The following is a 24,782-nucleotide window of genomic DNA, read 5'->3' on the forward strand; positions in this document are numbered from 1 at the left end:
ATAAATCCTCGATATTTTTGGGGATTTATTTTTTTTTAAGGGTATTTTTTATTATTTTAGGAGTTAGAAAATAATAGCATAGTTGAAGTAATATTTCAACATTGCTTCTAATAATGAAAACTTTTCTTGTATCCTTTGGACTTATTTTTGTCCCATTTTTGGTTTTTCCTCAATTAATTGTCAGAGGCCCATATCTTCAACTTCGTACTCAGCATAGCATCCAGATTAGGTATCGAACAGATCAAAATATAGAAACGCGGGTTAAGTATGGTTTGTCCTCAAAAAACTTAAATAATGAAGTTGTAATTTCATCAAACACCTACGATCATTTGGCTAATATTTCTGGTTTAGCTTCTAATTCCAAATATTTTTATGCTATCTACAATAATACACAAAAATTAGAAGGTTCAAATGTGAATTTTTTTATTACGACTCAGGAACCTAACTCACCTCAAAAGATTAGATTTTGGGCTACGGGCGATTGTGTTACACCTTTGCCTGTAAAAATGGCGGTTAAGAATAGTTTTTTGAATTATGTTGGTGAAAACTACATAGATTCATGGATTTTATTGGGTGACAATGCCTACAATACTGGTTTGGATTACGAATATCAGAACAATTATTTTTTGCCATATCAAAGTGATAGGATAATGAAACAGACCAACATTTATCCTGTGCCTGGCAATCATGATTATTATGCCACTGCTAATGCCAAATACGACCACATTATTCCATATTATGATATTTTTAGTTCCGCTGGAAATGGGATTTTGGGAGGAGTACCATCAAATCATAAAGAGTATTATGCATACGATATAGGGAATGTGCATTTTATTGCCTTAGATTCTTATGGTTTAGAAACTGCAAACAATTGGGCCTTAGCGGATACTTTAAGCCCGCAGGTGGTCTGGTTAAAACAAGATTTAGCTGCAAATTCAAAAAAATGGACCATTGTCTATTTTCATCACCCTCCATATACCATGGGAACGCACAATTCAGACACTGAGTTGGATTTGGTTGCTATCAGAGAAAGATTGGTGCCCATTTTGGAAAGATTTAATGTAGATTTGGTTTTAACGGCTCATTCTCATAATTATGAACGTAGCAAAATGATTAAGGGTCATTTTGGCTTGGAGAACACATTTTCTCCTTCCGCTCATCTAGTTAGCACTTCTTCTGGGTATTACGATGGAAGTTTTGACTCTTGTCCATATCAAAAAAAATCAAATGGTACAATAAAAGGAACTGTATATGCTGTTTCTGGTTCATCTGCTGAAATACTTTACCATCAAACAAGTTTTCCTCACGAAGCTTTGCCATTTGTTGAGCCAGATTTTGGTGGGAGTGTTTATATGGAAATAGAAAATAATAGATTAGACTTTAAAATGATTGGCCAAAACGGAGACATAAGAGATAAGTTTACGATGGTAAAAGATATGAACCAAAAGAATGCTATTGATTTTGTAGCCAATGTATCTAGTTTTGAATTGAAAAGTCCTTATCTAGAACCTTCAAATTGGGTGTCTTCCGCAGGAGTCGTTCCATCAATTTCTGTTTCTAATCCAGTTGATGGGATGGTTTTTCATGTCGAAGATACCAAAGGTTGTTTTAAGGATACCTTAATTTTAAATGCTGTTGGGCCTTGTATTACATCCCAAACGGTTGATTCTTTTATAGAACCTTCTTCTGTTATTATATTAAAAACTTCCAATCAAATAATTGGAAGTTCTATTATTTCTCCAAATACTAATATTAATTTTGATGCTAAAAAGTCAGTTGAACTTTTACCAGGATTTGAAACTAAAGTAGGAACAATTTTCAAAGCACAAATTGGAGGATGTGAAAATATTCCGCTAAATTAATTGCACGTTTTGATTTCGGCTTTAAATACCGAACCCGCTTTTGCCTCAAAACCAGGATTTAACATAATTCCATCTTTTGAATTATTAGATACTTGATTTCCGCTAAATATTTTTCCTGAGTTTTGAATATAATTGGGTGTAATATTTAAGGTATTTGAAGCATTTATTGTACCTGAATAAACCTTTGTCCCTTGAACATTTATATTATCAATCGCTAGCTGATCTCTTGCACCTGAGGTAGCTGTACCAGTATAATAATATTTCCAAAATAATTGCACGTAAGGTTTATTCATTATTTCAGAAGGAATTAGTATGTTTTTGAAAAGAACAGAATCGTTTGCAAAAGTACTTCCTGTATATTCAATTATCGGATTGAATTCCTGAAATGCTTGAATATCTCCTTCTCTAAAATATAACCTGATTTTATACTTTCGCGGATTCGGAGTAATTGTTCTACCCATCCACGAAACCTTCACTGTATCCAGATTTTCTGTATTTATGGCTAAAAGAAATCCTCCGAGTTTAGAACCAGGATAGCCTTCATTTCCACTTCCAGTATTAATAAAACTAAACCCTAAATCTTCAAGGCCGTTTATCCTAGTGGCTGACGTTAAATTAAACACACCGGAAGTAAAACCTTCAATATTTGCAGTTATAGTTGGGTTTTCTTGGTCTAGATAAACGAATTTTGAATTTGAAGGAGAACTGCCTGCCAAATTATTAGCTGACCAAGAATAAAGTTTATATCCACAGTTTGCTATCTCCGCAGCTATTTCGGGAATTGGGTGGTCAGATAATATCAAAGGTTCAAAAAAAGCTTCATAACTAACATCAGTGTTTGTATTTATTAAAATAGTCTCATTGGAATTTTGAACACCATTATGGATCCAATAGGCGAATTTGTATCCTATCTTGGGCATTGCTTTTATTTCTAGTGGGATATCGTCAAAATAGATACCTGTCCATGATTGAATATTTTCAGGTAAGCCTTTTGTGGAAGATTTAATGTTCATCATATTCACTTTTACAAAGCCTTTAGCAGTATCAGGAGTACTTACAGTTAGGTTATACTCACCATCAATGTCAAAAAAATCTTTAATTTGTGAATACATTTCGTTTGGTCTGCCAGTTATATAGTTCGAAACAATCGAACACTGAGCTTCCCAAGCATTCAAGTCTGCCAAGTTTTTCCAACGAGTTATATGTTCCAAAATTTCTGGTGCATATATATTCTTTAGATTATTAAAAATTGGTAATGAATAGCTTGATTTTAGGGAACTATTTAATAAATCAGCATATCTATTTATAAAAAGATTTCTGAATTCTAAATTATCTAGTAATTTTTTGAAAAGAATATTGTCTGGATGATTGGTTTGGTTTTGTAAATCTAAATTTTGATAATTTACAACTTCCCCTAAAGATCTGTCAGTATCGTATAAAATCCATCTCCAGCGACCATCCTTACCAAAAGGAGCATTTGGGGTGTACGAGGTTCGAGTTCTCCAAAGTCTAACATTATTTTGTGGCCAATCTATATTTCCAATAAAAATTTCTACAATTTCATAATCTATTAGACTTTCAGGATCGAGCATCTCTTTGACTGTATTATAATTTGTAAAATTGCTCATATCATTACCAGTAATAAAACTATACATGATGTCATAATGCACTGCATCTCCTTCTTCTATTTCGTCAGGACCCGTCCAAGACACACTCCTCATGTCTAAATTGTCTTTGTCGACACCATATAAAGCATTTAAAAAATAATTATCTATTCGCTCTCTTATATTATGAATACCCCAATATTCACCATTTAGAAAAACTATGGACTGTCGACTTTTTTGACTCGCAAAGTTTAAATGTTTCATCCATGCTTGCACGAACACATCTTTAAACATCGTTTGGTTGTAGTCATTTCCTGAGTTTCTTAATATTATTCTATCATGAAATAGTTGTGGATATTCTGGGAAAAAAGGATAACTGTCAAATTGGTTTGCTCCATAAAGTCTTAGAGATTTATAAGGGAAAGAAGGTGAACATGAACCATGTATTCTTACACTCAATGCTTGATTTAAAACATTCTGTTGGTTTTCTACCAATTCCACATTAGCTGGGCGTTCCCACGCAGAACCATCATTGGTAAAATTACCTGGAGAGCAAACGTCTATAGGTACGTTAGGATTAGCCAATCTGTAATTATCAAAAGTAACTCCTGCGGTATAAATGCCTTGATTGTATTCAAAAAGGTGGTTTTCTTGAACAGCAACTGAAACTACGGGAAAACTGAATGGATTAGTACCTGAGCTGCTAAAAATATAAGTATTCGTAACTACATTACTTGGTAAGTACCCCGTTTTGCTTGCTATTGCTCTAATAACAGTTCCTTTTTTTATTTGATAATTAGGAATATAAGTCGGTGTTTTGTGCCAAGTACTCGAAATAGTGCTAATTTGGTTTGATTGAGATGTTTTATCTTGAATTAAAATAGGCAAGCTATAGTTTAAGGATGAAAAACTTCTAGATAAAAAACCACCAAAAGGATCTCCTGGGTTTTCTGGGTAGGAATTTTTATAATTATAGGATGTTCCAGATAAATTTGTAGAAACTGGAATTGAACCATCTGTGGTATAAATAATATTTACGTCGTTTTCTGGGTGCGAGAGAGTCAACGAAAAATCTGTACTAAAAAAGCCACCTTGTCTTGAAAAGCTTGGTGGAGAAAGAAAACCATCATAAGAAGTCGCAGTATTGTTACTGTTATTTGGCGAACTTGGATAGAAAAATTTTATGGTATTTGCCCCATCTGTTAATCTACCGTAGGAAACGTTTTCTCTTTGGGGAGGAAATACCAGTGAGCTTACCAAAGTGACGCCGTCAGGCATTGTTAAATATACCGCTTCCCCATTTGTAGAAGATAAAGAAAAGTCAGTATGGTTATAGCCAGAAGAAGTATTTCCGCTTGCCCAAATTAATAAAAAGTCTTGCGAAGGAACCACCAATTGGTTAGGAACAGAAGTTAAATGGAATTTGGTAAGGTTTGTTCCCAAGTCTGAAATGAAATAGTTGGCCAAGTCCACATCCGAAGGACCTGCGTTATAAATTTCAATCCAATCATTGTAATTTCCAGTGTTATCTACTATTGTAGAAGTGTTTAGTGCCATTACCTCATTGATATAGATTTGATTGTAGGCAAGTTTAGGAAGAAGCAGTATCAAAAGCACCATCAAATTTTTCATAATAGAATTATTTTAAGTGATTATTTTTGACCTCTACTACAATTTCTTGTCTTTGCATTTTTGGGTCTCCTTAGCAAATCGTGCAAACGGAAATTTTGGAAAGAGAGTCTTTATTTTGTCATTAAATTCAAAAAATTAGAGTATAATAAAAAATACTCTATACAGTATTTTGAATGACATTTGTCATGGATTTTAGGTTTGAATTTGCTAGAAAATAAGTATTTGAAGAAGCTAAGTTAAAGCAGGATATTAAAAGGGGTAAGGTACCTAAAAAAAGTTTTTAGGATTAGGAGAGATTCTCGAGTTGATTATTTTTTATTTGTTATAAATTAAACCCAATTCCTCAATTTCCTCTTCAATACTGATTTTAGGAAAAGGGATTTTACATCGATTATACCAATACTTTGCATTCCATTCATCTCCTTCTATTCTGTGTAGTAAAGCGTGAATTCTATCATAATCCGGATGCCCTTCCTTTGATTGGGCAATATTGTGTGCAGCTTCCCAATTGTTGGATTTTATAAATTTTAAAGCTGAAATTATTTTTTCAATATCATTCATATTTATTATAAATATTGTATTTATTGTATTTTCTATATTTTTTGTATTTTCAATTTTTATTGAAAATTACAATAACTTTTTTCGAAATTATGGCTGAACGCTAATATAGTTGATAATTGGAATCGGATTACGTTCTTCTTTTAAAATATAATACAAGGTTTCAACAGTGTCACTTTTTGTCATTTCTTTCTGCACTTTCCATTTTATATTATTTCCGACTCTGTTTTCTTCACTTAAAGTGGCAATTTTAATACCCCATCTATTGTAAATATCCATGTATTCAATTTTTATTCCATTTGGGATAAATATATTAAGCTCGTCATTTTGATTATCATCGTTAGGTGAAATACCACCACTCACTATTGGTTTGTCGCGATAAATATTTTCGAATATAATAACTGTTGGGTCAGAATAAAAAGGTATTATTTCTAAACCATTGTTAGAAGTATCTGAAACCACTTCTCCATTTAGATCTAAAGCTGAAACAGTTATCGAACTAAAAAATGGTCCTTCGAGATTTTGGTTACCCACATGAATTGTGTAGACAAGTGTATCCGTTTGATTGGGTAATAGCTCAAGGTTAACCGAACCTAAAGTAAAATCAATATTTTGGTTTCCATCAAATGTTTGGTTAGGAATTAAAACGGAATTTTTCGAACTCGAAATTTTTTCTTTAAGAAAATAGAAACTGTTTTCACCAAATACTGCCCTTAAATTATTCTTGATTATTACATTCTTCAGATTCGATTTGCCGATGTTTTTTACTAAAACTGCAAAGGTAAACGCATGTTCATAAATGCTAATCGGATTGCTGTCTATAATTGCTTGAGCTATGGCAATCGCTGGTTTTGGTACCTGACTTTCAAAATTTAAAGGGGTGAATTCCATGTTGTTGTCTGCATTTCCATCATAGTCTGGATCCGGATTTATGCCATTGGTTGACAGGTCTGAATATACATTTGAAGAGTTAGCTGACGCTTGTATAAAAAAGGTTTTATCCTCAGGTTCTGATAAATCAACTTGGAAGCTTAATCGTATTTTGTGAATACTTTTAGCTTTTAAATGGCTTAGCGAATCAACTAAAACATTTTGGTTTTCAAGATTGCCTTTAAAGTTTTTGTTTACCACCAAATTGTTTTCTGTTTCAATTTTTATACTGTCTTCTATAAATTTTGCAGATGTTGGAAAATATTTATTGAGGTTTAGGTTCAATTGAATTGGGGTAATATTCTTCGAGCTGGTATTTTCTAAAAATATTTCAATTGTCTTTTCAAAAACATTATTTTTCACAAGTCTAAGTTCACCTTCATTTATACTTATGCCCAACGGATTGTTTGTTTCTAATTTTAATGTGGAAATGTTATTTTCTAAATTATAATCATTAAAATCAGTCTTTTCGATGTATGCATTCAACTCTGTTTCTCTTGAATTCAAGACTAGAATTTTAAAATCGTAAATAAGACTATCTTTGGGGTTTAACTCTAAAGAGTTTATTATTAATTCATTATTTGAATTTTGAGAATTATTTAAAACTATTAAATTTTCTGGAATCGGGACCTTTGAAAGAATATTTTTTGACTTTAGGTCTCCATTATTTTTGATAATGAGTTTGATTTCAATAGAATCTGATGGGATAAGTTTTGATTTATCAGATTTTAAATATATTCCAATATCGCCTTTGCCAATTTTTGATTCGCAGTTTTTTGTGATAATATTGATTTTTGCTGGTTTTGAAAAACAGCCAATTGCGTTTTTCTTGTATACATAATAACTCCCAGATTCAACATTCTTTGTATTTGAAAGAGGAGCTGATTTTTGATCATCCTTTTTGTAAAATATGTAGTCGAAGCTTAAGTTTTTAGTGCTGTCAATTAGTGCAAGATTTAAATCGGTTGATTCAAAAGAGCAATCTACATATAATTCAGATAAAACATCTGGAGTTGTTAATTTTTCCGGAATTGAAAAATAAATAGGCTCAGACCATTCGCCGGTGCAAGTTTTTGAGAATGAATTACATCTTGCTCTAAAGATAGTTTCACCAACTTTGCTCGCCGTAAACTTTATTGTTTCTCCAAAATTTCCGTTATCCCATTCCACTGTTCCATCGCATTGTGGAGCCGTTAAAAAGGTACTTTCACCCAAACATAGTTTATTTGAGGAAGATTGGATTTTTAATATATTAGGTTTGCCAATTGAAATATTTATTGGATTAGAAAGTTCACTTTGGCATTGATTGGCTTCGCAAGTGGCTGAATATGAAGTATTTTCTAATGGTTTTACGGTTATTTTACTTTGAGATAAACCATTCGACCAATTTACGATTCCATCACACGAATTTGCAATTAAAGTAACGGCCTCACCTAAACAAATTATTTCTTTGTTACTCTCTAATTCAGGGCCTTTTAGTTTCTCTATGCGTTTTATTTTTAAAGAATTAGAATTTTCTGAAATTCCACAACTTGCACTGCAGTAAGCATAATATTCGCCTTCCGAAACCTCAATTTCTCTCCCGATTTCGCCATTTGACCAAAAAATAGTTCCATTTATACAACCTGAAGCTGTAATCTTTAATTTTTCAGAACCACAGATTTCGAGTTTCTTTGATTCAATGAATGGATTTTTTGGTCTTACACTTCCAAAATTTCCAGAATTTAGTTTGAATTCATTGTTTTGAAGTTTTAAATTATTTTCAATGAATGACCATTTCGGTCTTAAATTATTCTCAGAATTGACAAAACTGCCTGAAGTTGTCTTATCAAAATTGGTGGTGAAAATTATATCGTCAAGGCCAATTTCATCTCTGGGTCCACTTTTGCCAACTCCTGTGTAATAATATTTCCAAAAAAACTGTACATATTCTTTCCCAATTGCACCTTTAGGAATTGGAATTTTTAGAAAATTTTCTAAATGACCTTTTATATTATTTCCTAAATAGGTTTGATTTTTATCAATTTCAACAAATTCTGCCGAATCACCTATTCTGTAATATAGTTTTATACCGTATTTACGTTCACCTACTTCTATAGTTTTTGCTGTCCAACTCACCCAGGCTGAGTCTATTCCTTTTGTATTTACGGCGATTATCATTCCACCGAGTTGATTATAAGGATATCCAGTGTTTTCTGACGGTCCGCTTGTATTTACAAACGAAATACCTTCGCTTTCCAAACCCCGAACTCTGGTTTTACTGTCTTGGTCAAAAGTTCCTTTTGTGAAGCCAGCTATTGTTGCACTTTCTTCTGGCTCTTTTTGATTTAAAAATACGAACCTAGCATTTGGTGGGGTTGATCCAGCTGAAGAAAACGAACTCCATTCTTCAAAATAATATCCACAATCTATTAGAGAACTTGCTGGAGTATTTAATTGAGTTATAAATTCAGATTGCTCAAAATACGCTACATATTTTTCGTTTTTGTTTAAAATTACTACCAAAACACTATCCGTAATTTTTTGATTTTCATGTTCCCAATACAAAAACCGATGCCCAGGTTTTGGTTTTGCAGTTAGGGTTAAAGGTATTGATTGAAAATATTTTCCTTCCCAATTTCCATCATTTTTTATTAAAACGCCAGGTTGATCAACATTAATATCTAAGGAATTAACTTTTACAAATCCCATAGAATTATCAATAGAAGCAACACTAAGTATATTTTCTTGAGTTTGAGAAAACCTGTTTTTTAAGAATCTTCGCATACTTTCAGCCCTTTGGCTGATATAGTTTTCTATAACATTACAGTTGTTTTCCCAAGTGCTAAGGTTTTCAACTGTTTTCCAACGTGAGATATGGTCTTCAATATCAAGTCGATATTTGTCTCTAAATTCTTTGAAAACCGAAGTAGAATATTCTTTGAGAAAAGTAGAGTTTAAATGATCTTGAAAACGAAGGATGAATTGTTTTCTAAATGTTTCATTTTTTATGAAGGTTCTAAAAATAAAATTTTCCTCTTTATTTAATGCTACTTCAAAGGCATCATCTTCCGCATTTATTATCATGCCAAGGCTTTTGTCAGCATCGAAAAACAAATATCGCCATCTGCCATCCATGCCTTTGGGTGCAAATGGTGCATATTCAGGTGTCTTGTTTCTCCAGAGCCTTACATTGTTTTGTGGCCAATCAATATTACCAACAAAAATCTCTGCAATTTGGTAATCTATCAAGCTTTCTGGATCCAAAAAAGTAATGGCTTTTTCATAGTTTTCTTTTACGGTCAAGTCTGTAGTTTCTAAGAAATTCATCATTTGCTTATAGTGGATATCATCGCCATATTCTATTTCATCAGGGCCATTCCAAACTATTTTTTTTAAGTCAATATTGTAAATATTAACGCCATAGTGTTCATTCAAATAGTATTTATCTATTCTTTCTCTTATGTTTTGTACACCCCAATACTCTCCGTTTAAATAAACCAAAGTGGGTTGTGAAGCCTGAGAGCCAAATTTAAAGTGGTGCAGCCAATCATGTATGAAAACATCACGTATCATGCCGTTATTGAAATCATCTCCGGTGTTTCGGAGAAGAATATTTTCAAGTTTTAAATCGTTATTTCTTTTGATTAACGGAAATTTGTCAAATTGATTGGATCCATATATTCTCAGACTTTTGTAAGGATTACTTCTTGAGCAAGCTCCATGGATTTTGAACGTTATGTTTTGGTTTATTTCTTGGTTTTGATTCCTGAAAAGTTCGAAGTTTAGTGGTTTTTCGTAGTCAATTCCCTCATTGGAGAAATTTCCTGGGGTACAAAATTCCGCCGTAACATTTGGATTTTGAATCCTATACTCTTCAAATGCTTTTCCGGCATTGTAGAGTCCTTTGTTAAAATCAAAAAGGAAATCTTCTTGGATATTTAAAGATACTAAATCAAAAGCTGGATTTTTTGGGCCATTATTGTCAAGAAAATAAGTTTGGGCAATTATTTTACTTTCTAGATACCCTTCTTTTATAGCTACAGCTCTTACAACAGTCGCTTTTGCGATGGGTGACTTAGGAATATAATATGGGTCAAAGTGCCAAGTAGATGAGATTTGACTAATTTTATTTACTTCCTGATTTCTTTTTTTGACTTCTATTGTGCTGTTTTCATACGTTTTAGTTTCAAAATGCCCTTCCAAAAGTTCGCCATCTGCTTGTCCTGGTTTTTCAGGATATTGATTTTTGTAAAAATAGGTTTTGCCACCCAAGCTTTCTTTTTTGGGAATAGAACCATCCAAAGTGTAAAGGATTTTTACTGTTGGGTCTGGATGCGAAAGTGTTAAAGAAAAATTGGTTTCATAAAAACCTCCTTTTTTAGAAAAAACAGGTTCTGAAAGTGCATCTATAAAAAATGGGATATTATTGTTTGATTGATTTGGACTAGCTTTCTGGATATATTTTAATTGATTTCCACCATCTTGAGTTCTACCAAATGAAATATCTGTTCTTTGGTTTTTAAATTCAATATTGTCAAGTATATTTTTTCCATCTGGTTTAGTCAAAATAATAAATTCCGCTTCAGATGAGAGTGAAAATGAGGTATGATTATCTCCGTTTTTTGTATTTCCGCTACACCAAATTAAAATAAAACCCTTGGCAGGAATGGTCAAATTTCCATTTGTAGAGCTAAGTTGGAACTTTGTTATTTTTTCGGGATTATCGCTTAAATAATAGCCGTTTAAGTTCACAGGAGCGTTACTTGTATTAAATAATTCAATCCAATCTGAAAATTCACCAACATTATCTTGGATTGTCTTTGAATTAGAGGCCATTATTTCATTTATTACTATCTGAGCAGTAGTCAAATTGTAACTAAAAAATAAGCATATGAATAGTAAACGTTTTAGCATATAAGCTTCCAAACAAAATTTCTTTTGAGTTTTATTTTTTTTGGAAAGCTCTAAAATAGTTTAAGAATCAAAAGCTACATTCCATATGCAACCTTTTTTATTAAATGGTTTTTTAAATAGAATCAATTAAGTTTCTTATTTCTAAAACATTAACATCAAAAATTATTCCAAAATTTAAAGGTAGGTAAAGAATTTTCTTTTTGTACTGTATAAATTGTATTTTCAGAATTTATTGAAAATTATATTTCAATATATTGAAATTCCTCTAAATCATCATTAAAACAGCTAAACTTAACTTTTGCACCAACTTCAATTTTTCCTATATTAAAGTTCATAACTTCTGCTGGAATTTCAGTTGCCATTTTTAATGCATATTTTGTATCTACACTTAACCAATTTTTAGCGTTTCTGACAGCATCTGCGAGTGATATTGTTGCACCTGCAAGATTTCCATCCGAATTCATATAGTTTCCATCTGTTATAAATGCATCAAACTCTTCCCATTGGAACCTTTCCTTTTTGTGGTTTTGGAAAAGTGCGTCTGATATTAAAAACATTTTTTCTTTTTTTAGCTTAAAAGCCAGCCTCGCTGCATCCGTTGCTACATGTACGTCGTCAAGGATTAGAGGTGTAAAAACCTGATTGTTAGACAAAGAAGCTCCCGCAAGGCCAGGTTCTCGGTGCGTGAAGGGCGACATAGCATTGAACAAGTGGGTGACCAAATTCACACCCAATCCAAACGCTTCTTTTGCTCTTTCAAAAGTGCAATTTGAATGCCCTAGTGATACTTTTATGCCTGACTCAAGTAACATCAGTATTTGTTCATTCGTAAAATTCTCAGGAGCAATAGTTATCATTTTAAGACTTTCACCACCAAAGTCTATGATTTCTCTAAGTGTTTGATTGTCTGGTTTTTTAATGTATTTTTCAAGATGTGCACCTCGTTTTTTAATGGATAGAAAAGGACCTTCAAGGTGCATTCCCAAAACACCTGAATTTGGATTTTCTTTACAATAATTTTTTATAGTTTCTAAACCTCTGAAAATGTTGTCAATCGAAGAAGTTATCAATGTAGGTAAAACATAACCAACGCCATTTTTCTTTGCCGAAAACTCTATATCTATTAATGTTTCCCTTTCAGGTTTTTGGGTGAAATGAAACTGCTCGCCACCATTAATATGTAAATCGATAAGAGTAGGAGCGAGGTTCTCAAATTCAGCAATTTCATCACTGTTAAGATGTTCTATTTTTGAAATTAGACCATTTTCAATCCAAATCTTTTGGTTTATTAAAACTTCATTTGGCGTATATAGTTTTTTACATGTTATATTTTTCATTTCGGCTATTTTGTTAAAAAACTCGAAAGATTTTTTGCTTCATCAGAACTCAAAAGATAATTGTAAGGTGCCCAATATTCATAATTAACAGAATTTGAGACAGCGAAATTATTGGTAGACAGCAAAATTTCATTTGGGAATATATTTGATTTTATAAGGTTCAGGTTTTCAAATGCCACATACCGCATCAAAATGTGTGAATCTATTTTATACTTTCCATCTAATTTGTCCTCAAAATTTATATCGAAATTTACCCGAGATTCCTGCAAACACCATTTTTTATTAAACTTTCTATATTGAAATACTACGCTTGTTTCTTTACCTCTAATTTTAACAGGTCCTGCGTTTGAGTCTATCAAATCCTTTAAGCCATTTGGTGTTAATCTATACTCTATTCTTACAATTGCCTTGGTTTCAGGTTCGAGATAGATAGTTCCTTCTTTTGCTCCTTTCAATTTACTTTTTCTAGGCGTGAAATGTATGATGAATAATGACAAATCCTCATATTTTATCATTACAGAGTCAAGTCTAAAATCGTAATCATTAAGTTTTTTTCTTTCTAAGAAATCTGGTAGGCTGTTTTCCAAAGACCTACAAACCAAATCAGAACCATTCTGAAATCCCCAACCTTCTATTTTTTGAGTTTGCCCTCGCCATTCAATTCTTCTGCCTCTTAATAGTTTTACCTTTTCTGGTTTATCTTTTAGGTTTGGAAATCTTTCTACTCTTAAAACACCTTCATTTACTTTTATAGGGCCTATGGTTGGCAATGAGATTATTTCCTGATAAAAACCGTTTTGGTAATATGGCGATGTAGAATAGTTTACATGAATGCTGTCTAGAGCTGCTCGAAGCATAATATTTACGTCAGACAAACCATAGTTTCCATTAAACAATTCTTGTTTTTCGAGGTAAATAGTATTGTTTTCTTTCTTTAAATCTGAAGCCAAAAATGTCTCGCTTTTGTAGCCAATAAGTGAAACTATGACAGTAGAATCTAAACTTAAATTTGGGAACTGAAATATAAAATCTCCATCAAGATTAGGAGCAGTGCCATAACCTGTGCTCGGAATGCAGATGTAGGCTTCATTTAATGGAGAATCGGTCCCTTTTTCCAAAATCTTGCCTTTAGCCACAAAATAACCTCCTTGAGTATATCCCAATTGCACAAATGCCAGAAACACAAATAAAAACCAAAAGCATGCTTTGAAATCAAAACAAGCCCAATTGCTCCCCGTCATGTGCAGCTTCGCCACCTTTGGGTTTATCTTCAGAAGGTAATTCAATATTCGTAAATTTTTTCTCTGTATCAGCATCTTTTATTTCTTCTTCGCCTTCTACATTCAACTCTTCCTCGTTTTCTTCAATGTCTTCATTGTTCATTTCCAAAACTGATTCTTCAACATCCTCATCTTCCTCTTCTTCTATCTCAGGTTCTAAGATTTTGATATCAATAATTTTGTCATATACTAGCTTATTTCCTAAAGCTTTCCATCCTTTTACTTCTATCATTTCTTCCACTTTGAAAAGTGAAGTCTCTGCGTCAGATTTTCTCAGTTTCTTAAATTTTACCTCAATTCTCGGTTTTTTCTCATAAGAAACCATCAAAATCTCAGAGCGATTATGATCTGTGATAAACAAGAATTTTTTATCCAAAGTTGAGGTTTCTATTAAGAATCTTTTAATGTGATAATTTTTTTGGTCACCATCATAATAAATACACGAAACTGCTCTTTTTTCGTCAAACTTGGCAATTGTATGAACCTGACGAGGGTCATAGTGATTGGTAAGTTCAAAGTTTGTCAACTCATATTCACCAGTTTTGTAAATAACCAATATCTTATCTGTTGCACCGAAATTACCTAAATATTGACCGTGTTCGTCTTTGTTGAGTCTTCCAAGTGCGGTGGTGTACCAAATGTCTACGCCACCGAGGGTTGATTTGCCTGCTGTTTTAAAGGCAATTTTCCTAACGGAATATTTGGTAACTAAATTGCCCATAGCTGATCGATTTTTTATCAGTAATTCCGAGAAATCAAAGTCAAAAATCTTTTTCTTAGCAGTAGAACTTGCTGTTAAATTTATTGTAACTGTTTCAGCTTCTCCGTTTTCATTTGCAGAAAAATACAAAATTTTAGATCTTGGTGATCCTTTGGTAATATCATATTCTTTGTCTCTAGTGATTCCCGTTACAGCGAATCGTTTAGCAAAAGTTCTGCCTGTTTTTCCATCTAGATATATTACATTATATATTCTACGTTCATCATTTTTTCGGAAAACAGCACAATAAAGGATATCTTTTCCAACAAAAACCTTCTCTTGGATTTTCACTACGGAGAGTTTTCCATCGGCTCTAAAAACTATAATATCATCAATATCAGAGCATTCCATTATGAATTCGTCCTTTTTAAGACCATAGCCTACAAAACCACCTACTTTGTCAACATAAAGTTTTTGGTTATTTGCGGCTACTATGGCAGCTTGCACTTCACCAAACTGCGTGATTTCAGTCCTTCTTTCTCTACCTTTTCCGTATTTTTTTATCAAATCAGCAAAGAAATTGACGGTATATCTAACGATGTTGTTTAGATTATCTTCAACTTCTAATAATTCCTCCTCCAAACGTCGCATCAATTCGTCTGCTTTGAAACCGTCAAATTTAGAAATTCGCTTAATTCTGATTTCGGTCAATCTTAATATATCTTCACGCGTAATTTCTCTGTAAAAATCCTTCTTAAAAGGCTCTAAGCCAGCATCTATGGTTTCAATAACTGCATCGAAAGTCTCACACTCCTCTATATCTCGATAAATTCTATTTTCAATAAATATTTTTTCAAGAGAACTGTAAAGCAATTTCTCCATTAACTCCGCCTTCCGAATCTGAAGCTCTCTTTTTAGTAAAAAAAGTGTTTGGTCAGTAGAACTTCTCAATATTTCTGAAACCCCTAAAAACCTAGGTTTTTGATCTATAATCACTACCGCATTTGGCGAAACTGACATTTCGCAGTTTGTAAATGCATAAAGTGCGTCTATCGTAATATCGGTGGAAGTATTCGGTGCCAAATGAATCAAAATTTCGACATCTCTTGCTGTATTGTCTTCTACTTTTTTGATTTTTATTTTACCTGCATCATTGGCTTTTATTATGGATTCAATAATGCTTCCTGTGGTAGTTGAAAACGGTATTTCAGTTATTTTAAGCGTTTTTTTGTCAACTTCGACAATCTTGGCCCGCATTTTCACTTTGCCGCCTCTGGCACCGTCGTTGTAGTTGCTCACGTCTACTTGACCGCCAGTTAAAAAGTCAGGGTATAATTCGAATGGCTCTTTTTTAAGATATTTTATTGAAGCATTGCATAGTTCAATAAAATTATGCGGAAGGATTTTGGTCGAAAGTCCAACCGCTATACCTTCGACGCCCATTTCAAGTACCAAAGGAAATTTAGCTGGGAGTGTTACTGGTTCTCTTTTTCTTCCATCGTATGACATCTGCCACTCTGTGGTATCTTCGTTGAAAAGTACCTCAAGGGCAAACTTCGAAAGTCGAACCTCTATATATCTAGGAGCGGCAGCTGAGTCTCCAGTACGGATATCACCCCAGTTGCCTTGAATATCAAGCAAAAGTTCTTTTTGACCAATATTTACGATGGCATCACCGATAGAGGCATCACCATGTGGGTGAAATTGCATGGTTGAACCAATCACATTGGCCACTTTATTAAACCTGCCGTCGTCCATTTCTTTAAGAGCATGGAGTAATCTTCTTTGCACAGGTTTAAGGCCGTCTTCCCCAGCGGGCACAGCACGTTCAAGAATTACATAAGAAGCATATTCTAGAAAATACTTCTCAAACATGTCATCAATTACCTCATTTTGCTGAGTAGGGTCGTAGTTCGGGTTCTCGTCACTCATCTTTTAAAATCCATAAATTCACTTTAGGCAAATATAAGGAAAATATGGATTTTAAGGGTAATATTTAAATGCAAAAAATAGTTTTAATAAATAGATATCAACTTTTTAAAATAAGTGGAATTGTCTTGAAAAGTAAATTTTATTAAAAATATTTGAGAATTTTTGCCATATAATAAGGCATTTATTTCATTACTTGCTGTTTGGTTGTTTACTATTAAAGGTTCCTGATATCCTAAATCTAGGATGATGGGTTTATTTAATAATTGTTTTCCATGCATGTCAAAGATTTCAATATTTTTTATTGCTTGATTAGAAATTATTTTTACCTTTTCATATGCCGGGTTTGGAAAAACTGAAATGACAAATTCTTCTAAAGAATAAAGCTCATTAGCATCTATCGTTTCTGTAACAATCCATTTTAAAGAATTAATCCTTTTTGGTAAATTTTCAGTTTTATACAACTGAGGATGATTTGAATTTAAAATTAGGAAATATACAAATTCTTTATTTCCATCTATGTCGAAATTAGGGAATTCATAAAAGTCATTTCCATAAAAGAAATTAATATTTGTATAGATTTTATTAAGGTCAGTTGAAACAAGGTAAAATCCATCTTCTTTTTCTATGATAAGTGCATGGTACTTTTGTGAAGTGGTTTTGATCTTTTCTTGGAGTTTGGATATTTCAAAATTTTCCAAATTCAATCTGAAAATTTCATCTAGTCTCCCATTTAAATAATATACAAATTCGTCTTCAGCCCACAAATATTTAAAGCTTGAAGAACCAGGAATATGAAAATTTATATTCCTATTAGTTTGGGAGTTTAAAATTCTTAATGTGGTTTTATCATAGCTCGAATTCTCAAAAAATAATTGAAAGTTTTTCCATTGATAAACGAAATTTAGATTTAGTCCACCAGTCACTCCACTAAATACATTTTTTACCGATTCTTTTTTTAAATCTATTATGATTTTGGAAGAATTAAATGATGATATTCCAATTCCATTAAAAAAAGAGATATTGGGATCGCTTTTAAATGTAAATTCTTTAAGGATATTATCAGATACTTTACACGATTTAAAAGTTGAATACCTTTCTGAAATAGAGCTAAAACGACTAATTAGATAAAGAAAGAAAAGCTCATTGGAGTCTATTAAGTATTGGAAATGGAAAAATTTCGCATATTCGGGCAGTCTGAATTTTACTACTTTTTTGTCTTTTAATATTAACAGTGTTTGATCAACTAAAATTTGAATTTCGTTATTTTCTAAATAAAATAAGTTAAGAGAGTGCTGATTGCTTTTAATTCCATCGATAATAAATTCCGATTTTTTTGTATTAGAATTATAAAACCAAAGAGTGTCTTGATATTTTTTAAAAAAATACAATGAATTTTTGACTGAAAGCCTATTTTCTGCAATAGTGTATTCCTTATCCAGACTCCATGCAATTATACTATCCCTTGTTAAAGTATATTTTTTGAAATTATAGTTTATTTCAACTTTTTTTGCGTTTTTTTCTTTTTCATAAGTAAGTTCAAAAGGGTTGTTGAATAATTCTACTATTATTTTTTCTTTTCCACACTGTAATATTCCGCTAGATTTCGAATAATTAGAAAAATCAGTAAATATAGTGTCCCTTAAGGGATTAGAAACAATTGATGAATATTTTGTGAAAATGCTAAGTTTATTGTCGAATTTCCCAAATTCATCTTTATTATTCAGTACTAAAAAAGTCTCAGGCGATAGTTTTTTTAATACTTTATATGAGCTAAATTCCCAAGTAAATTCATTGGTGTCAAATGATAAAAAACCTTCATTGTCACTTGATTTATTACTATAGGTATGAATAATCGTTACGCCATTCGATGTTTTTGATTTTGATAAAAAAGCATCTTGTAATCCTAAACCTTTATATTGGAAGCTTGATAATTCAGAAATATTGTAATAAGAATTGTCAGAAAGATTTACCACAAAAGTATAATTTACAAAACCTCCTCCTGTAAAAGGGGAGTAACCATTTTTGATTTTTATTTGACCATCTTCCCAACCCTGTCCACCATATTTTAAAGGTGAGAATTGTTCTTCAATAGGTTGTATTTTATTATTTTCTATTTTATAATAAACTATTTTACTATTTTCTGTTGATTGAAAAAGAATATCATTTGTATTTTGCATTATAATATTATTACCTCTAAAAATAATAGAGTCTTCCAAGGTATTATTTTTTTTAGATAATTTCGAAATTGTAGTGTCTGAATAGCTTAGGTAGTCTCCCTTATAGAAAATGGTTTTATAACCGCCTATAGGATCTTTTAGGTCGTATAAAACATTTTCAATGTTTATTTTTCTTTGGTATATAATAGAAAATTCGGTTTCAGTAATTTTTCTAGATATTGGATAAGGGGATTCGAATATTTGAGCAGTTGTTGCAAAATATGGTGAGATTTTGAAAAGGCTATCTTCATTTTCATTAATATAAAACAAAGAATCGTTTTTAAATGAGGCGATGCCATCTTTGTAAAATGAAAAGTCGTAATATATTTTCTCTTTATTTTCAACCTTTCTAATTATTCTACTCACCCCCGTCTTATAGTTTATTCTAATCCAATAATTAATATTTATATTCGAATTTAATACCACATCAAAAGAGTCTAGACCAAATTTTTTAGTACTATTTATATTCAAATATTCTTTTAATAAATCATTTGGGAGGGTTATTTTGATATTTTCATTATTTTGATATTTAAAAAAATAATATTCAAATTGACTTCCAAACTTTATGTTATAGAAGCTTCCTCCTATTAAAGTGTCATTTTTAAAAGAATAAACTAAAGACTTGTTTTGATACGAATCAAAGTACTTAAGGTTGCTTAATTTTTCCTGTCCATTTGATATTTTGGAGATTAAAAAAAATAAAAAAAGTAATGTGTATTTTGTCATGTTTTTTTTAGGTTTAGATAATTTTATAAAATTAATTTAATTGAAATTTATAAACAATCATTATTTTCAAATCTTAACTATCGGTAAAATCCAAAATTCTCCATTTTTATCACTATTCTAATAATATTTTGCAAAATCGAAATATTCAGAATAAAGTATTTCCAAAAACTATTCGTACAAAATAAAATTAAGTTTTTCGGTTTTAATAAATCTCCTTATTTTTGCTTTTAATAAAACTATTAGACGAAAGTATTAATGAAAAAAATAGCTGTTTTTACATCGGGTGGCGATGCTCCAGGAATGAATGCGTGTATAAGAGCGGTGGTGCGTGGAGCTATCTATCATGGCATTGAAGTTTATGGAATTAGAAGAGGATATAATGGAATGATTTCGGGGGATATTTTTGAAATGACCTCACAATCAGTTAGTAATATAGTTCAGCGTGGAGGCACTACATTGAAATCTGCTCGTAGTAAGGAGTTTATGACGCCTGAAGGTCGTAAAAAAGCTTACGAAAACTTAATGGCCAATAATATTGAAGGATTGGTGGCTATAGGTGGTAACGGGACTTTTACGGGAGCTGAGGTTTTTTATAATGAATACCAAATTCCAACGGTCGGATGTCCTGGAACTATTGACAACGACCTTTATGGCACAGATTACACCATTGGTTTTGATACAGCAGTGAACACCTCCTTGGAGGCGATTGATAAAATCAGAGATACTGCTGACTCGCACGATAGGATATTTTTCATTGAGGTGATGGGTAGAGACTCTGGCTATATTGCTATACAGTCTGGCATAGGTGGTGGAGCTGAAATTGTGATGGTGCCTGAAACACATACACCTTTGAAAAAAGTGGTAAGTACATTGAAAGAAGGTTGGACAAGATCAAAGTCATCCTCTATTGTAGTTGTCGCTGAGGGTGATGAAGAAGGTCATGCTGCAGAAATTGCAGAAAAAATAAAAGAGCAGGTAGGAGATAAATTAGATATAAGAGTTACTACTTTAGGTCATATCCAAAGAGGTGGTTCGCCTACACAATATGACAGAATCCTTGCGTCGAGAATGGGTTTGGCAGCTGTAGAAGGTTTAATGAAAGGCTACAAAAACGTAATGGCCGGAATAGTAAACAATGACTTAGTTTATACGCCGTTTATTGATACCATTAAAAAACAAAAGCCAATTCATGATGACCTTTTAAGAATGGTACATATTTTAAGTATTTGATTATTAGCTTATAAAATTAAAATCTCCAAATTCGTTTTGGAGATTTTTTTTTAACTTATGATGTTATTAGATAAAAAGCTAATTGTTTAAATATATCCAAATATTTTGTAAACTAATATTCCAATATATTCATTTACCAAAAAGTCCATATCATGGAAACTGTTTAGCGTTGGGAAAAAATCTATCCATTTTACTTTGCTGTTTTTGCTAATTGGAGAAGTAGGATAACCGTCGCAAATAATATTTTGTTTTCTAAAACATGCCAAAGCTCTTTTAAGATGAAAACCGGAAGTGATTACCAATACTTTTTCTGTTTTATTTTTAATTATTTTTGAAGAAAATAATGCATTTTCATAGGTATTTACAGATTCTTTTTCTTGAATGATATCTTCGGGCGATACTCCACATTTTATCAAAAAATCTTTTCCTTTATCGTTTTCGTAGATATATTCTGCATCTTTCTTGTTAAAACCGTCGCCGCCTGTTATCAATATTTGTTTGATTTTGCCCAATTTATACAATTCTGCAGCTTGCCATATTCTATCAGCTTGATTGCCAAGGTATAGGTTTTGGTTGGTACTTTTAGATTCATTTACAAAACCTCCTGATAAAACCACACCGATTTGATAGTTATTCACTTTAGTAATGTCTAGATTTGGAACTTCTAAGTTTGACATAAAAACGTTTGTAATAACTGGGCATGAAAATATATAGAGATATACAAGAATAAAGACAGTAAGTCGTTTTCTTTTGGTATGATTTTTAATGTATAATTGGAGTAGAATCATTAAAAATAGAAAGCCCAATGGTTTTACAATAAATGAGATAGTTTTAGAAAAAATAAAAAACATAATGAATTGTTAAATTTTAAAATCAAAATTTAATTTTTTTTAAATTTGCGAAAAAAAACACTATATGAAAAAATCTTTTTGGCTTGTATTATTTTTCTCTTTGTTTCTTTTTAAGATTTCCGCACAAGATAAGACAGGATATCATATTTCTGTAAAAATGAACGGAATTACTCCTGATAAATATGTTCATTTGGCTCATTATTATGGTTATAATCAATATTTGAAAGTGGATTCGGCTAAAGCCGAAAATGGGGTTTTGCACTTCAGAGGAGCTGAGCCTTTAAAAGGCGGGATATATTTAATTGTATTATCTCCAGCTAAATATTACGATATAGTAGTAAGCGGCAATGAGTCTGAGTTCAGTGTAGAAGCCGATACCACCGATTTTATAAAATCAGTAAAATTTACTGGCTCTAAAGAAAATGATATTTTATTTAACTACAGGAAATTCCTTGCTGATAAATCAGAAGAAGCAATGGTGATTCAAAAAACCATGCAAATTCAAAAAGATCCGGTTTCAGCAGAAATGTCTAAAACCAAAATGAAAAATCTGCAAGAAGAAGTTACTGCCTATATGAAAAAAGCAGTTATTGACAATGGTTCTACGTTTGCAGGAAAAATCATAAAGGCTAATATGGAACCTGAAATACCAAAGGAAGCTCCAATGTTGGCCAATGGAAAGCGTGATTCCACATTTTTATTTAGAGAATACAAAAAGAAGTTTTTTGACAATATAGACTTCTCGGATGAAAGAATGCTTCGCACGCCATTTATCCAGTCTAAAGTAGAGAAATATTTTAAAGATTTAGTTTATCAAGTTACTGACTCCATCATTGTTGATGCAGACAAGGTTTTGAAACTGTCGAAACAGAACAAAGACGTTTACAGATATGTGCTTTGGATGACTACAAACAAATACGAAAACATTGATATCGTAGGTTTAGATGGCGTATTTATACATTTAGCTGAAGACTACTATCTTAAAGATGCAGACTGGTTGGACAGTACCCAAAGGGCGAAGTTTAAAGAAAGAGTAGATATACTGAAGCCAATTCAAACTGGCAAAATAATGCCTGCCTTGATACTTTCAGACACTTTGGGTATGGAACAGCCTCTCGATAAAATCAAAGCAAAATATACCATTGTTTATTTTTATAGCCCAGACTGTGGCCATTGTAAAGATCACGCACCAGAGCTTGTGAAATATTATGACGAAAACAAGGACAAGGGTATAGAGATACTCAATGTTGCGGTAGATTATGATTTGGAGAAAATTAAAAAATTCATAACTACCTATAAAACAGGTAAAATGAAGAATCTTTGGGATGCCAAAGGGAGATACTATTTTCGAAATAAGTTTGACATTTATTCTACACCTACGAGTTATATCCTCGACAGCGAGAAACGAATCTTAGGAAAACGAATTCCTATTGAAGAATTTAATAAGTTTATAGAGTTTCATGAAAAGAAACAAGATTCTTTAAAAACTAAATGAAAAGAAGAAGCCGGTTAATCCGGCTTTATTCGTATTTAAGGATAATCGATACAACCCATTTTTTTATATTATGAATACCCTAAGATTTTTTATCTTTTTAACAATAACCTTCAGTTTTCGAAATTCATATGCCCAGCAAAAAGATGCTTACCATATTTCTGTTAAAATCAAGGGATTGGAAGAGAATAAAAGCGTGCAATTGGCAAATTATTATGGAAATCAATTTCTTAAAGCAGATTCAGCAATTGTAAAAAATGGTGTAGCGGACTTTAGAGGTTCCGAGCCGCTAAAAGGTGGTATGTATGTTATTGTACTTTCCCCGTCAAAATATTATGATATACTGGTAAGTGGAACGGAGAAAGAGTTCTTTATTGAAGCGGATACTGCTGATTTTATGGGAACTGTTAAGTTTAAAGGCTCAAGTGAAAACGAACTTCTTTATTCTTATAGAAAATATATCGAAGAGAAATCAAAAGATGCGTCGGCAGTTCAGAAAGAAATGGCTAGTGCTCAAGGGGCAACCGAAGTAAAGGAAATAAAAGTAAAAATGAAAGCTTTGCAAGAAGAGGTGCAAGCTTATATGAAAAACACAGTAAAAGAGAATGATGGTATGTTTGCAGCCAAAATAATTAAAGCAAACATGGAACCTGAATTACCAAAAGAGATTCCCCTTTTGGCCAATGGAAAAAAGGATTCCACATTTATGTTTAGACAATACAAAAATAAATTTTTCGATAATCTGGATTTTTCGGATGAAAGAATGCTCCGCACCCCATTTTTACAAACTAAAATCGAAAAATATTTTAAGGACTTGGTTTACCAAGTGAAAGATTCAATCGTAGTTGATGCTGACAGAGTATTGAAGCTTTCTAAAAAAGAGAAAGATGTTTATCGTTACGCACTTTGGATGATTACCAATAAGTATGAAAACATTGATATAGTGGGTCTTGATGGCGTTTTTATTCATTTGGCTGAAAACTATTATTTAAAAGATGCCGATTGGTTGGATAGCACTCAGAGAGCTAAGTTCAAGGAACGAGTGGAGACACTGAAGCCTATTGAAACTGGGAATATCATGCCACCTTTGATATTACAAGATACACTTGGAAGAGACGTTAACTTGTATGATGTAAAAGCAAAATATACAATAGTTTATTTTTATAGATATAATTGTGGACACTGTCAAGATCATGCACCACAGCTAGTGAAATTTTATGAAGAGAATAAAAGTAAAGGCATAGAGGTTTTCCATGTAGGCGTTCATGAAGTTTTTGAGCCCGTGGAGGAACTTAAAGAAACTAAAAAGTTTATAAAAAAGTATAAAACAGATAAGTTGATTAATGTCTTAGACTCAAAACTTAGATACGATTTCAAAAAGAAATATGACGTTTATGTTACGCCTACCATTTTTGTTTTGGATAGTGAAAAGAAAATAATTGGTAAAAGAGTACCACTGGATGATTTGGTCGGTTACCTTAATTTTTATGAAAAAAAGCAAGAATCTTTAAAGCAACAAAAATAAAAAAAGCCGGT

Annotated in this window: 12 protein-coding genes; 4 read left to right on the top strand and 8 right to left on the bottom strand. The window is 32.1% G+C overall.

From position 1 onward, the window contains the following. Window positions 1-113: 113 nt before the first annotated feature. Entirely contained in the window at window positions 114-1,862 is a 1,749-nt protein-coding gene (locus tag EGI22_RS03110; RefSeq protein WP_255066324.1) for a metallophosphoesterase family protein, read from the top strand. On the opposite strand, the gene EGI22_RS03115 is transcribed toward EGI22_RS03110, so the two are convergent. The 7 genes from EGI22_RS03115 to EGI22_RS03145 all read right to left on the bottom strand — a co-directional run bounded on the left by EGI22_RS03115 (window position 1,859) and on the right by EGI22_RS03145 (window position 19,313). Then, entirely contained in the window at window positions 1,859-5,098 is a 3,240-nt protein-coding gene (locus tag EGI22_RS03115) for a CotH kinase family protein (RefSeq protein WP_255066328.1), read from the bottom strand. The two genes, EGI22_RS03110 and EGI22_RS03115, sit on opposite strands and share 4 nt — an antisense overlap. 315 nt (window positions 5,099-5,413) lie before the next feature. Beyond that, window positions 5,414-5,659, bottom strand: coding sequence for a hypothetical protein (locus EGI22_RS03120; RefSeq protein ID WP_255066329.1), 246 nt, complete (start codon window positions 5,657-5,659; stop codon window positions 5,414-5,416). Between the two features lie 87 nt (window positions 5,660-5,746). Beyond that, a complete protein-coding gene (locus tag EGI22_RS03125) occupies window positions 5,747-11,437 on the bottom strand; it encodes a CotH kinase family protein (RefSeq protein WP_255066333.1) in 5,691 nt (1,896 codons plus the stop codon). Between the two features lie 284 nt (window positions 11,438-11,721). Beyond that, window positions 11,722-12,819, bottom strand: coding sequence for an N-acetylglucosamine-6-phosphate deacetylase (nagA, locus tag EGI22_RS03130; RefSeq protein WP_255066336.1), 1,098 nt, complete (start codon window positions 12,817-12,819; stop codon window positions 11,722-11,724). Between the two features lie 5 nt (window positions 12,820-12,824). Beyond that, on the bottom strand, window positions 12,825-14,105 hold the full coding sequence (locus tag EGI22_RS03135; protein ID WP_255066337.1) for a carboxypeptidase-like regulatory domain-containing protein: 1,281 nt from the start codon (window positions 14,103-14,105) through the stop codon (window positions 12,825-12,827). Then, on the bottom strand, window positions 14,032-16,731 hold the full coding sequence (locus EGI22_RS03140; protein WP_255066342.1) for a DNA gyrase/topoisomerase IV subunit A: 2,700 nt from the start codon (window positions 16,729-16,731) through the stop codon (window positions 14,032-14,034). The genes EGI22_RS03135 and EGI22_RS03140 overlap by 74 nt, the downstream gene beginning before the upstream one ends. 83 nt (window positions 16,732-16,814) lie before the next feature. Continuing rightward, window positions 16,815-19,313, bottom strand: a complete 2,499-nt coding sequence (locus EGI22_RS03145) for a T9SS type A sorting domain-containing protein (RefSeq protein ID WP_255066344.1) — start codon at window positions 19,311-19,313, stop codon at window positions 16,815-16,817. A gap of 615 nt (window positions 19,314-19,928) precedes the next feature. Here EGI22_RS03145 and pfkA point away from each other — a divergent pair. Continuing rightward, window positions 19,929-20,903 (top strand): 6-phosphofructokinase, encoded by a 975-nt coding sequence (pfkA, locus tag EGI22_RS03150; protein ID WP_255066346.1) that lies wholly within the window; start codon window positions 19,929-19,931, stop codon window positions 20,901-20,903. An 86-nt stretch (window positions 20,904-20,989) separates the two neighbouring features. Here the strand turns inward: pfkA and EGI22_RS03155 are convergent, their stop codons facing one another. Further along, complete coding sequence (locus EGI22_RS03155; protein ID WP_255066347.1) at window positions 20,990-21,580, bottom strand: YdcF family protein; 591 nt, start codon at window positions 21,578-21,580, stop codon at window positions 20,990-20,992. Window positions 21,581-21,818: 238 nt separating this feature from the next. Between EGI22_RS03155 and EGI22_RS03160 the strand changes: the two genes are divergently transcribed. Then, window positions 21,819-23,249 (top strand): TlpA family protein disulfide reductase, encoded by a 1,431-nt coding sequence (locus tag EGI22_RS03160; protein ID WP_255066349.1) that lies wholly within the window; start codon window positions 21,819-21,821, stop codon window positions 23,247-23,249. 70 nt (window positions 23,250-23,319) lie between these two features. Continuing rightward, window positions 23,320-24,771 (top strand): TlpA family protein disulfide reductase, encoded by a 1,452-nt coding sequence (locus EGI22_RS03165; RefSeq protein ID WP_255066350.1) that lies wholly within the window; start codon window positions 23,320-23,322, stop codon window positions 24,769-24,771. Window positions 24,772-24,782 lie beyond the last annotated feature (11 nt).

Origin of the sequence: Lacihabitans sp. LS3-19, from assembly GCF_024343575.1 — a bacterium.
In the GTDB taxonomy this organism is placed as follows: Bacteria; Bacteroidota; Bacteroidia; order Cytophagales; family Spirosomataceae; genus Leadbetterella.